Source organism: Anaerotignum faecicola (assembly GCF_003865035.1).
Lineage (GTDB): Bacteria > Bacillota > Clostridia > Lachnospirales > Anaerotignaceae > Anaerotignum_A > Anaerotignum_A faecicola.
Genome location: NZ_BHVZ01000001.1, coordinates 803818 through 817081, shown reverse-complemented (window position 1 = coordinate 817081; position 13264 = coordinate 803818). Strand labels below are relative to the sequence as shown.

General features: G+C 49.8%; 8 protein-coding genes. 4 read left to right on the top strand and 4 right to left on the bottom strand.

Features of this window, described 5'->3' with window-relative positions; all coding sequences use genetic code 11:
- The first annotated feature begins 93 nt into the window (after positions 1-93).
- The 4 genes from EJE48_RS03885 (at position 94) to EJE48_RS03870 (ending at position 5972) form a co-directional block, all read left to right on the top strand.
- Entirely contained in the window at positions 94-1284 is a 1191-nt protein-coding gene (locus EJE48_RS03885; protein WP_118580278.1) for an aminotransferase-like domain-containing protein, read from the top strand.
- Between the two features lie 216 nt (positions 1285-1500).
- On the top strand, positions 1501-2694 hold the full coding sequence (locus EJE48_RS03880) for a leucine-rich repeat domain-containing protein (protein ID WP_118580275.1): 1194 nt from the start codon (positions 1501-1503) through the stop codon (positions 2692-2694).
- Positions 2695-3032: 338 nt separating this feature from the next.
- Complete coding sequence (locus tag EJE48_RS03875) at positions 3033-4424, top strand: vWA domain-containing protein (RefSeq protein ID WP_118580272.1); 1392 nt, start codon at positions 3033-3035, stop codon at positions 4422-4424.
- A gap of 9 nt (positions 4425-4433) precedes the next feature.
- Complete coding sequence (locus EJE48_RS03870) at positions 4434-5972, top strand: ATP-binding protein (protein ID WP_118580269.1); 1539 nt, start codon at positions 4434-4436, stop codon at positions 5970-5972.
- A 60-nt stretch (positions 5973-6032) separates the two neighbouring features.
- Here EJE48_RS03870 and EJE48_RS03865 read toward each other — a convergent pair whose 3' ends face one another.
- The 4 genes from EJE48_RS03865 to EJE48_RS03850 form a co-directional block, all read right to left on the bottom strand.
- The gene (locus tag EJE48_RS03865) at positions 6033-10244 is read right to left on the bottom strand and encodes an S-layer homology domain-containing protein (protein ID WP_124984311.1); all 4212 of its coding nucleotides are present in this window, start codon (positions 10242-10244) and stop codon (positions 6033-6035) included.
- A gap of 173 nt (positions 10245-10417) precedes the next feature.
- Entirely contained in the window at positions 10418-11248 is an 831-nt protein-coding gene (locus tag EJE48_RS03860; protein ID WP_118580261.1) for an aldo/keto reductase, read from the bottom strand.
- A gap of 13 nt (positions 11249-11261) precedes the next feature.
- Positions 11262-12482, bottom strand: a complete 1221-nt coding sequence (locus EJE48_RS03855; RefSeq protein WP_160117315.1) for a CCA tRNA nucleotidyltransferase — start codon at positions 12480-12482, stop codon at positions 11262-11264.
- 289 nt (positions 12483-12771) lie between these two features.
- Complete coding sequence (locus EJE48_RS03850) at positions 12772-13257, bottom strand: pyridoxamine 5'-phosphate oxidase family protein (protein ID WP_016406762.1); 486 nt, start codon at positions 13255-13257, stop codon at positions 12772-12774.
- Between the last annotated feature and the right edge of the window lie 7 nt (positions 13258-13264).

Sequence of the window (13264 nt, the reverse complement as noted above, 5' to 3'; positions counted from 1 at the left end):
TTTTGATATTTTGCCAAAATAAAAGAAAATTCCTTTATTGTTGTCTGACACTAATGCACGTATTCATTTTATATTCTTAAGGAGGAAGATCCAATGGCAGTTAAATTTGCAAACAGAATGAATCTGTTAAAAGGTTCCGAAATCAGAGCTTTGTTGGCACTGACAGCAAAACCCGAAGTTATCTCTTTCGCAGGCGGTATGCCCGCACCCGAGCTGTTCCCTACAGAAGGCGTTAAGGAAGCGGCTTGTAAGGTAATGGATAATATGGGTAGAGTTGCGCTGCAGTACACAGGTACAGACGGTTTTGCATCCCTGCGTGAAAAAATCGTTGCAAGAATGGCAGCGAAAAACGATATCCATGTAAGCATCGATGATATCCTGATTACAAGCGGTTCTCAGCAGGGTCTGGATTTCTCCGCTCGTGTATTCCTGAACCCCGGCGATGTTGTTCTGGTAGAAAGCCCCTCTTATCTGGGTGCAATCAATGCGTTCAAGGCTTGTGAACCTACTTTCGTAGAAGTTCCTACAGATGATGCAGGTATGATTCCCGAAGAGCTGGATAAGATTCTGGCTACAACAGAAAACGTAAAAATGATTTACGTTATCCCCGATTTCCAGAATCCCACAGGTAAAACATGGACTCTGGAAAGAAGACAGAAATTCATGGAACTGATTAACAAATATGAAATCCCCGTTATCGAAGATAACCCTTACGGCGAACTGCGTTTTGAAGGCGAATTCCTGCCCTCCCTGAAATCCATGGATACAAAGGATCTGGTAATCTTCCTGGGCACAATGTCCAAGATTTTCGCTCCCGGTCTGCGTATCGGTTGGGTTTGCTCCACAAACGCAGAGGTTCTGGGCAAATATAACTTCATCAAACAGGGTGCTGACCTGCAGTCCTCCACAATCGACCAGCTGATTACAAATCAGTTCTTGGAGGATAACGATCTGGATGCACACGTTGAAAAGATCAAAGCAGTTTACGTTAAGAGACGTGACGCAATGCTGAAAACAATGGAAGAAACCTTCCCGAAGGAAGTAAAATTCACACATCCCGAAGGTGGTCTGTTCACATGGTGCGTACTGCCCGAATACATGGACGCAAAGGTTATTGCGCCTCAGTGTCTGGAAAAGAACGTTGCTTACGTTCCCGGCGGCAGCTTCTTCCCTAACGGCGGTAAGGAAAACCACTTCCGTCTGAACTACTCCTGCATGCCCGAAGACAAGATTGTTGAAGGTATCACAAAGATTGCAGAGGTTCTGAAAGCAAACCTGAAATAATTAAGTCGAAATCAGGATTTCGACTGCGCAAGCCCTCCTTTTCGGAGGGCTTTTTTATGCCGAAATTGACAGTCTGTTGCAAGGAGAATATAATGGATACAGTATGAAAAAGGGTGGACAGAGGATAGACAAAGTGGACAGAGTGGACAGGTAAAAAACACGAAAAAATTGCGAAAGCGGACAGGCAAAGGGTGGACGGAAGAAAGGAAAATTCCAATGGCAAAAGAGAATTTGTCCATACAAATAGAATACGAAAAAAAAGAGGGCGGCGCAGTGCTGAAAAAGCTGCATGGCCGCTGTGCGGAGCTGCATATTCCTGCGGAGATTGATGGGCTGCCCGTCATTGCCGTTGCGGAAAACGCATTTGCGGCAGAAGGAGAGGCACCCCCTGCGGAAATCGGCGAGGAGAAGGAGGCGAGCCTTTCCTTTGTGACGGAGCCGCCTGCCGAAACCGCGGAGGGGCAGGCATTGCGAAGGGTTTTCCTGCCGGATACGATTACGGAAATTGGGGCGTTTGCCTTTTCGGGCTGTGCCGCACTGGAGCGGGTACATCTGCCGGAGAGATTGACGGCGGTTTCCAAGCGGATGTTCGATGGCTGCGGGGCGCTGCAGGAAATTTCCCTGCCGAGGGCGGTCAGAAGCATCGGGGATTATGCGTTTTACGGCTGTGAGCGGCTGCAGGAGCTTCGTCTGCCGGAGGGCGTGAAAAGCATCGGGCGGTATGCCTTTTATAACTGCCGCAGGATGGAGAAAATCAATATCCCACTGGCGGCAAGGGAATTAAATACGGGGCTGTTTCTGAATTGCGACAGCTTGAAGCACCTTTCCTTCGGGCGTTGCAGACATATTTCCGATTTGATTTCGGGACTGAACCATGAATTGCAGCTGTCGATTGATTTCCCCATCGAGGGCGGCGAAACGAAGCACGCGGAGCTGGTACTGCCCGATTTTCAGTATGAATATATCGAGGATACGCCGGCGAGGCTGTTCCATCAGGTGAATTACGGCACGGGGCATATTTTCCGCCAGTGCATCGGGAATTCCGAGATTGACTTTCGCCGCTATGATGAGATTTTCTACCTGACGAAGCGCGAGGATGCCGCGGAAACAGTGCTTTTGCTTGCCATGAGCCGCCTGCGGTATCCGTACCGCTTGCAGGAGAAGCACAGGGAGGTCTACCTTGATTATCTGAGGGAGCATTTGCTTTGGGCGGCGGCGTATTTCATGGAGCAGAAGGAGGGGGAAACCCTGCGGCTGTTCGCGGATTGGGGACTGCTGACGGCGGAAACCACACCCGAATTGATTGCCCTTGCGCAGAAAAAGGGGCAGACGGCAGTGCTGAGCTTTTTGATGGATTATCAGCATAAAACATTCGGTGCAACCAAAAAGAAAAAAACATTCGAGTTATAAGGGTGTCGACAAAGTCGACACCTAAGTCGAAATCAGGATTTCGACTTGTTGAAACAGAAGAATAAACAGACGAGTTCCATCGGCTGAAAAGCCTTGAAACTCGCTGTTTTCCTCGTCGGAAATACTGGCACTGCATAGCAGCAGCCCTTTGGGCTGGTTTGTCAGCAAACTGCCATGCCGACTGCGGATTTCATTCGGGAAACGAGGTTTCCCAAACCCTTCCGCTATGCCGCAGAACCATGAATATGGTTCTGCAAATGGGGGTACAGGGGAATCATTCCCCTGTCAGGGTGTGGGACAGCGTCCCACGGTTTTAAAGTTCTAGGAGGTGAGAAGGCATGAACGAAACACATCAAAACCTCATCCGTATCGGTACGGATATTTTAAGCGCATCGCGTAATGAGCTATACCTTTCCATGCGCTTTCTTGATTTGGCACTCAGCGGTCTTAGGTACGAAATGAACCTTTCATCCCTGTACGTCGGGACAGACGGCGAAAAGATACTGTTTAACCCGCGCTACCTCGTACAGCGTTATCTGAGCGACCGCGTGCTTGTCAATCGCGCCTATCTGCACATGGTTCTGCATTGCCTGTTCCGCCATCCCTTCCATCTGAATCATCGGGATGAGGAGCTTTGGCACCTCGCCTGCGATATCGCGGTGGAATCTATCGTGGATTCGCTGTCCGTGAAGGCGGTGCGGCTCGTTGTCTCCGATAAACGAAACGAAATGTACGATATGCTCCGCAGAGAATTGAAGGTGCTCTCCGCCGAGGGCATTTATCGCGTGCTGGAAGAAAAAAAGCTTTCCTTGCAGGAATTTGGTAAGCTGCAGCTGGAATTTTGGGTAGACGACCATGTCTTTTGGGAGCATCAGAAGGATGACGAGGACGAGAATAGCAAGGACGGAGATAACCAAGATAACAGCAACGACCAACAGCAGGAGCAGGAGGAGCAGGACGAAAAACAGCAGCAGCTGGAGGAAAAATGGACGGAAATCGGGGAAAAGACCGAAACTAACCTCGAAACCTACTCCAAGGATATGGGCGCAGAGGCAGGCGAGCTTCTGCAATATCTGAAGGTCGAGAACAGGGAGCGCTACGATTATCGGCAGTTTTTGCAGAAATTTGTGACGCTCAAGGAGGATATACGCGTGGATGAGGATGCCTTCGATTTTATCTTCTATACCTATGGCTTGCAGATGTACGGCAATCTGCCGTTGATTGAGGCATTGGAATATAAGGAGGTCAAAAAGGTGGAGGAGCTGGTGATAGCCATTGATACCTCCGAATCCTGCGAGGGGGAAACGGTGAAGCGGTTCTTAGAGGAAACCTACGCGATTCTTTCGAGCAGTGAAAGCTTTTTCCATAAAATGAACGTGCATATCATACAGTGCGATGCGGCGGTGCAGATGGATAAAAGGATCACCTCCAAGGAGGAGCTGGCGCAGTTTATGGAGGATTTTGCACTGCGCGGCAGCGGCGGTACGGATTTCCGCCCTGTGTTCCAATACGTTGATCAATTGATTGCCGAAAGGGCGTTTCAGAACCTGAAGGGTCTGATTTATTTCACAGACGGCTACGGCACCTTCCCGAAGCGCAGACCGCCCTATGATGCCGCATTTGTGTTCTATCATGAGGATTATACGGATGTCGGCGTGCCGCCATGGGCGATGAAGCTGATACTGGGGAAAGAGGATTTGTCCTTGGGACTGCCGTCTCATGGGCGTTAGGAGGATAGCATGAATATTAAAAAAGCGAAGGAAGAAATTAAATATGCCATTCAAGCGTATCTGGCGAAGGACGAGTTTGGGGAATACCGTATTCCTGCGGTCAGACAAAGACCCGTTCTGCTGATGGGCGCGCCCGGTATCGGGAAAACCGCCGTGATGGAGCAGGTGGCGAGGGAGTGCGGTGTGGCACTGGTATCCTACAGCATTACGCACCATACGCGCCAGTCTGCCATCGGGCTGCCCTTTATCAGCAAGAAGGAATACGGCGGAAAGGAATACACCGTAACGGAATACACCATGAGCGAAATTATCGCATCGGTTTATGATAAAATGGAGGAAACGGGCCTGCAGGAGGGGATTTTGTTTATTGATGAAATCAACTGCGCCTCCGAAACGCTTGCGCCTGCGATGCTGCAATTTTTGCAGTGCAAGACCTTTGGGGCGCATAAGGTGCCGAAGGGGTGGCTGATTGCCGCGGCAGGCAATCCCCCCGAATACAACAAAAGCGTGCGCGAATTTGATGTGGTAACGCTTGACCGTGTGAAGAAAATCGACGTAGAGCCTGATTTTTCCGTTTGGAAGGAATATGCCTATAAGCAGGGCATCCATGGGGCGATTCTGTCCTATCTGGAAATTCGCAAGGATCATTTTTATGCCATGGAGACAACGGTGGATGGCAAGCGGTTTGTGACGGCGAGAGGGTGGGAGGATCTTTCTACCATCCTGAAGGTGTATGAGGATATGAAGCTGCCTGTTGAGGAGGGCTTGATTTATCAATATTTGCAGCACCGCAGGATTGCGAAGGATTTTGCGAATTATTTGGATTTGTACCGCAAATATCGCACCGATTACCGCGTGGACGACATTTTGCAGGGGAAATATACCAAGCAGGCGGTGACGAAGCTGCAGGATGCACCGTTTGACGAGCGACTGAGCGTGATGGGGCTTTTGCTGAGCAGGCTTTCCGAGGGCTTCCGAGGGGCATACGAGGCGGATTTGACCGTAACGGGACTGCATGGCGCGCTGCTGGAGCTGAAGGAGCGGTTCAATAGCCCCTATTGCAAGGAAACGCCATGGGAGAACCTCTTTACTGGACTGGTGGAGGAAAGAGAAGCCGCCTTTGCGAAGGAACGGAAGGCGGGACTTCTGGAGAAAACGGCGGAGCATGCCTGCTTGAAGGAATTGGAGCGGCTGCATTTCTTCCTTGCGGAGGGAAAACGGAGCGGCTGTCGGGAAAAGGAGGAGGCGTTTGCGCTGATGAAGGGACTTTTCGCAAAAGAGGCGGAAGGACGGGAAAACGCCATTGCGGATGCGTCTGCGATGCTGGACAATGCCTTTGCATTTCTGGAGGAAGCCTTCGGCGCAGGGCAGGAGATGGTTATCTTTATTACGGAGCTGACCACGAACTTCTATAGCGTGAAATTCATCAGCGAGAATGGTTCGGAGAAATATTATCGGTATAACGCGGAGCTGCTTTTCGATGAAAAGCAGAAAACCATTTTGCAGGATATCGAAAAGGCGAAAACGGAATTAAATCTTCTGTTTTAAAGAAAAGAAAAAGGCTGTCATCCCTTTTACCGGAATGACAGTCTTTTTGATTGCTTTCGTTTAATATTTGCTCCAATCCGGCTCTGCGGTCAGGGCTGTCCATGTTTCATACTTGGAATCCTTCTGTTCATAGGTGTGGCTGTTGGTTGCCTCCTGCACAGCCAGATAATACCATGCGCCGGGCTGATTATCGGGCCATTTGGTCATGCTGTCCAAAAGGTCGGCCTTTGTTTCGGGCATACGGCAAAGCACACGGTTAATCAGTGTCATTGCCTCTGCTCTTGTAATCGGGGCATCGGGGTGGAAGCTGCCGTCCGTATAACCGCTTACCCAGCCAAGGGTGGCGGCACGCTCAATTTCCTTTTCCGCCCAATGACCGGAAATATCCGTAAAGCTATTGTTTTCCTCTGCCTTACCGCTGTCAAAACGGGCGCAGATGGCGGCAAATTCCGCACGGGTGATGGGTGCCTGTGGTACAAAGCTATTTGCTGTGCGGCCCTTGAGAATATTCATGCCTGCCATGGTGGAAACTGCTGTGTTGTACCAGCTGTCCTCTGTTACATCGGCAAAATCGTTGTGCTTGCTGAGGTTTTCGCTGCGTACCTCCTCCTTCAGCAGGCGGAAGAAGATAGCGGCGGTTTCCGCACGGGTGATGTTGCCCTGCGGCCTTACGTTGCCGTCTTTATAGCCTACAACATAAGCAAAATGATTGCTGCCGTTGAGCAAATCGGGAACCTTTGTCGGCGTGGTTTCGCCGGTATTGTTGTCTTTGTTATTGTCTTTGTTATTTTCTTTGTTGTTATCCTTGTCCTTGTTTTCGTCTTTGCTGCTGCTGCTGTGGTGCTTTTTGCCAAAGATATAGGTGTAGGTGACATCACCGCTGATGCCGTTTTCTTCGGTATTTGGTGTCACATCCCAATGACCGGGGGTGTTTTCATAGCCTGCGGCAGGAATCATAATGGTGGGAACATGGCTTGCACCCAATGTGCCGCTTGCAGAACCATTTGCCTGCGGATGCAGTACAACGGTAACCGTTTTATCCTCTGTGGTGTTGCCAGACCAATAGCCGTTTACGATTTTGAAGGTGACGGTGGCATTTTTTGCCCAGTGTGCATAAACGGTTTCCGCACGATCGAAGGTTTGGGTTTTAAAATCAATGGGTTTTCCGGAGGTGTCATACCATCCAAGGAAGGTGTAGCCTTCCCTTGCGGGGGGACGCAGGGAATCAATATGGTTTTTGTTTGCAGGTACGGGGACATAGCGTTCGGTAGGTCTGCCTTCCGTAAGCTCCCAATCGCCGCCGTTGGCATTAAAGGTAACGATGGGCCACCATTGTGCCACGAAATTCAAGTCAGACTTTATCGTCATATCCTGAATTGCCTTACTGGTATAGAAGGTGCCTGCTGTGGAGAGAGAATCATCAGAATGGGTGACGGGTTCCTCCGTATCCTTCGTATCTTCTGCATCTTCTGTATCCTCTGTACCCTCTGTACCCTCCTGCTCTCCCTGTGTATCGGGTGGTTCAAAATCCCCCCAACCTTCGAAGTAGTAGGGGTGTGCAGGATCTGTGACGGGTGTGGGAACCGCTTTGGATACCTTGGCAAGTGTAGAGCCATAAGGAACGGTATAGCTGATTGTATAATCATCTGTATTAAAATGCCCCTGTGCAGGCTGGAAGTAGTCCGCATAGAAGGTTACGGTGCAGGGATCGTGTGTCCATTTGCCGTAAAGCGTGAGGTTTTTTGTGTCATTTACGTTGCCTTCAGGGAAGGTATAACTGTCGCTAATTGCTGTGCCGGTTAATGCTTCGTTTGTATACCAACCGCTAAAACTCCATTTTTTATCAGCAAAGGTTACGGTTGCAATCTCAAAGGTCGGATTTTTGCCGGCATTGCTTTCTTTTTCTGTCTGCTGTGCCGGCAGGCTCACACCCTCAGGTACCTCTGTGCCGGTTACCCAACGATAGGTAATCGTATAGGTATCCGCTTCGGGGAAGGTATAGGTGTATTCGTAGTCGCCGTTCTCGGTGATGGCATCCGTATTGGTATCGGGGGCTTTATCTCCCCAAGTGCCGGGTGCTTTGTAGTCATCTGCGGGTGTCATATCCTGATTATCTACATGAGGAACCAAATCGGGTGTCAGCGTGCCTTTGCCGTTGCGCAGGGGAACATTGACGGTAATGGTGTCAGTAGCTGTATCTGCATCTGTATTTCCGATGTTATTTTTGTACCAATCGCTTTCCGTATTCCAGCTGCCGTTTACAACGGTAAAGGTAACCTTTTTTGTGCCGATTTTCGTCCAACGGCCGTAAAGGAAGGTATTCTTTGTTAGGTTTTCGCCGCTTTCATTATAACGATCTGTGCAGGCGGAATTCTTATACCAGCCGTCAAATTCATACCCCTCTTGGGATGGTACGATGGGGGTAAAGGAAGCGGTTCCGTCATCGCTCAGTGCAAGGGAAACGGTGGAAGGCGGTGTGGCATCTGCGGGGATGACAGAGCCAATCCATTGGAAATTTACATCAATGGAAGGAATCCAACGCCCATACAGGGTTAAATCACTGCCGAAGGCATCATATACGTTATCCTGATAGGCAACGTATGTTTTTCCTTCATACGTCCAAGTTTTCTTTTCGCCCGCGTCGCCGTCAATGCGGTTATCCCAAAGACGGTACCAACCGTCAAATTTTAATTTCATGTCTTCGAGGGTGGTTTCATTTTGTTCCAGATTTGAGGGGCTGTGCTTCACACCACGCGCGGCGTGCTCGTGGTCGGGCGGATCGAATTTCGGTCTCCAACGCCCTGCCCATTTATAGTCCACACATACGGGATCGGTAATGGTAATCACTGCTTTTTCGCCGTAGGCAGTCCCTTTTGTGTCTGCAGGGGGAATCGGCAGAAGGCTGAGTGCCGTTTGAATGCTGTCGCTACTGCCGATATCGGAAAGGCGCAGCTCGATGTGCCGAATGGGGGTTGTGCCAAATTGCGGATTGCCGTTTTCATACCCCGTAAAGCGGTAATAATCCACAGAGGCAGTTTCGTTGATGGCACTGCTTGTAAGAATATGGTGTTTCTCTTTCAATTCCTTCCAAGTATGCGAGGTATGCTCTGTGGATTTTTCTTGGAAGTTCTCCACATTGATATGCCGGCGTTCCGCATTTGGATTGACATTTGCGTCAATCTGAATCAGCAGCTCATTGAGCGCCTCACCAATATCATGCACTTGGCTCAAGCCCTTGAAATAGGGTGTGCCATCCTGTGTGGTGGAATTGCCGCAGATTCCGGCCATGGTTTCATTGAATTGTGTACGCTGGTCCTCTGAGGACATTCCGTTTTGCAAGTTCAGCGCACGGAAGTCACCAAAGCCGAAGATGGTAGCGTTATATTTATTTTTCAATTCCGTTGCCGCTGCCTGTGCCGCCTCAGAGCGGAGAAACTGAACGCCTACGCCGTTCTGATAGGGCAGAGAGCTGGCGGCAACAAAGATGATAAGGTTGCGGTCCTCGTCGGTTGCTTTGTGTGCTTGTGCAATTTTTGCCAACTGCTCTGTGATTTGCAGACCTGCATCCATACGGGAGGCACCTGCGTGCCAAGATACCATTTTATCAACATCAATGACATTCTTTGCATCGTCAATGCTCATAAAGACTTTATCGTAGCTTTCATTGGCAAGATAGCCTTCCGGCATCTCCGGCAGGGTTGTATCGTTGTGATCTGTGATTTTGTCCCATTCTGTCCAACCGCTTTGGGAATGGAAGTCAGGAGCATTGTTTTCACAGGTATAATAGCCTGTGTTCAAGCTGGGGTTTTGGGTTGCAGATAGCTGTGTGCCGGGGTGCTGACTTTCGATGTATGAATCGGATGAGCCGCTGTTATTGATACGCCCAAAGCCTGCGATTGCCACCCGATGTTCGCCGTCTGTGGTGGGGGTAGGAAGATTTTTCAGCAGACTTTCCATGGAATTGAGAATATCCGCTCGCTCCTGCCCATACTGCGTTGTATCGGTTTGCGTATTCATAAAGGTGGATTGCTCTATCAAGAAGATGATATCGCAGGGCTTAACGGTGCGGGATTGGTCATCCGTATCCGTCAGATAGGCTTCGATTTGCGCTGTAATCTGCCCCGTTTCCGCTCCGCTGTTGTCAAAAGCGTGTTTCACTGTGGCTGTGACATGCTGCGTTGTGGTACTTTCCCCTTCTGCCAATGCGGAAGCAGGCAAAAGGGCGAGTATCATGGAAAACACCAAAAGATAAGAGAGTATGCGTGTTTTCATGAGATTCCTTCCTTTCTGCTATGAATGATTTTCGATAAAATTTGCTGTTTTTGACAATTTTTATTTTATTACAAGGAAAATACCCAGTCAAGCGGCTGCAAATAATTTCGAGTGATTTTGTATGGATCAAACAATCGCTATCAGGTTATTCTTCTGTCTAAATAATTTCGACTTTACTCAAAATGCTCCGGATGAATCCCCGACCAGCCTGTTTGGGGCATGGTCAGCAGGCGATAGATATCCTCCTGCTCTATCTCGAAATCGAAGATATCGAGGTTTGCCTTCATGCGCTGTGGTGCGGAGGATTTCGGCAGGGGCAGGACATTATTTTGCAGGCAGAAGCGCAGACAGATTTGCGCCGGACTTTTGCCGTATTTTTTCGCAAGCTCCAGAACCAAAGGGGCCTCCAGAAGCCGCCCTCTGCCAAGGGGACTCCATGCCTCCGCCTGTATGCCGCGGCTCTGGCAGAACTGTAATGTTTCATACTGCGGATAGCCGGGGTGGAATTCAAACTGATCAATCATGGGGGCGGTATTGGCGGTTTTCAGAACGTGCAGGAGGTGCTGCGGCAGGAAATTGCAGACACCGATGGCACGCACGGCCCCTTCATCATAGAGCCTTTCGAGTGCCTTCCAGCTTTCCGTTACCAGCGGCTTCCAATCTGCGCCGGGGAAGGGCAGGGGCCAATGAATGAGGAACAAATCCAGATACTGCACCTGCAAATCCTTGAGGGAGGCTTCAAAGCTTGCCATGGTTTTATCATAGCCTAAGTCCGTTTTCCAGACCTTAGAGGTCAGGAACAGCTCTCTGCGGGGGATACCGCACTGCTGTAGGGCGTTGCCAATCATTTTTTCGTTTTCGTATCTTCTGGCGGTGTCGATATGGCGGTAGCCGCAGTCCAGCGCATCCAGAATGATTTTTTCCTCCTGCACCAGATAGGTGCCAAAACCAAGGAAGGGCATTTCCGTACCGTTTTCCAAAATAAATCCTTTTTCACTAATCATGGCTGTTTCCTCCTTACCGTTTTTCCAACAGCGCAAGTGCAAGCGTTGTCAGCGTTTCTTTTGTATTTTTTTCGGGCGCATGCAGAACGATATCCAGCAGCTCTGCAAGGATAGTGCCTAGGATTTTGCCGTGCGGCGCACCGAGTGCCATCAAATCCTGCCCCGTTAGGGCAAGGGTTTTCAGAGAAAGGCAATCCCCTGCCGCAAGGATTTTTTCCAAGGCGGCTTTTGTTTCGGCGTGGGGAGAGGCGGGACGCAGGATGCTTTGCAGAAGCAGAAGCTGCTCTGTTGCCTCCTGTCCGATGGTGCGGAGCTTTTTGCGGAGCGGATAGGGCTCTGTCGGCAAATCCGCGGACAGCTCATCCAGAAGCAGGGAAATCCGCTTGATGGAGTGGTTATCGAGCCGCATACCTCTTAAAAAGCCCTTCACCTCGCTGAGGGGGTAATGCTGCAAAACAATGCACCACCGCAGAATACTATCCTTCGGACAAAGGGAAATTTCCTCCAAAAGGGTCCGGCTGTTTGCGATAAGGCTTGCGGAAAGGGTCGCATCTATCTGTGCGAGCAGACCGCTTTCCCAGAGCAGGGGCATTTTTTTCGCAAAGGGGGCAAGCCAGAGCTTTTGCAGCTCCTCGCGAATTCGCTCCGCACTGATTTTCTGAATCAGCGCCGTATTGGCGCAGAGAGCCGCCCATGTTTCGGGGTCAATCGCAAAGCCAAGCTGCGCGGAAAAGCGCACACAGCGCAGCATCCGCAGGGCATCCTCCTGAAAGCGCTTTGCCGGCTCACCCACGCCGCGGATCATGCCTGCGGCAATATCCTCCTGCCCATGGAAGGGGTCGCGAAAGCCCTCCTTGGGGTGATAGGCAATGGCGTTCATGGTAAAATCGCGGCGGAGCAAATCCTCATTCAGCTTTTTGGTGAAGGAGACCTCGTCCGGATGGCGGCAGTCGGCATATTCGCCGTCGATGCGATAGGTTGTGACCTCATAATTTTCATGATGCAGGACGACGGTAATCGTGCCATGCTTGATGCCCGTATCAAAGGTATGGTCGAAGATGGTCTTGGTTTCCTCGGGCAGGGCGGAGGTGGTGATATCCCAATCCTGCGGTATGCGCCCCAGAATGGAATCGCGGACACAGCCCCCGACGATATACGCTTCGTGACCGCCCTCATTCAGTTTATTCAGAATCCAGACCGCGTCCTGCGGAATGGCAATATTCAGCTTCTGCAAGGCTTCTCCTCCTTTTCGGAAATTTTTGCATTTATTATACCATGTTTGCAGAGGAAGAGAGCAGCTGCGAAGCAGATATTTTCTTCCGCAAGGCATGGTATGAGCAGGCTATGCCTGCGAATCGTAGAATTTGCTGTGAAAACAGCAGATAGACGCTGTAAGCGGCTAACCCACGGATATGTCCGTGGGTATTATACCATAAAAATATTTCTGATACAAAAAAAGAACATCTGCGGAGAACAGATGCTCTTTTTTTCTATAGGGGAAATAATACAAGGGATTTCGAGAATTATTTCTTATCGTAAGGCTTTACCGTAACCTCTTTTTTATCGAAGTCGATGAAAATCTGATAAGCGTAGTTATCCTCGCTGGTATCCCAGACCTCAACGAATTTCGGGGTTACCTCGATGATGATTTCGGAATCCTCGTGGCTGTATTTATTGTAGCTGCCCCAGAGGTGTTTTTTATAAAGGCCTTCAAACACTCTGCCGGGCTCATCCACAACCAGACCGCAGTTTTTCGCAGTCCCTTCCACCTGAATGCCGCCATAGCAGAGGGCAACATTGGGGTTTTCGTAAAGCTGCTTTGTTTTGCGGAAGTCCTTGTCTGTTTTGAAATAGATTTTGTCATTGTAGAACAGGCAGCTGACGTTGCGCACCATAACGTAATCGTTTACGCTGCTGGCAAGCGCCATAATCTTCCAATCACCCAGCTGTTCAAAGAAAAGGGCTTTTGCCTGTTCAAAGGTAAGGTTTTTGTCTAAGCTGAATTTCATTTCGGTT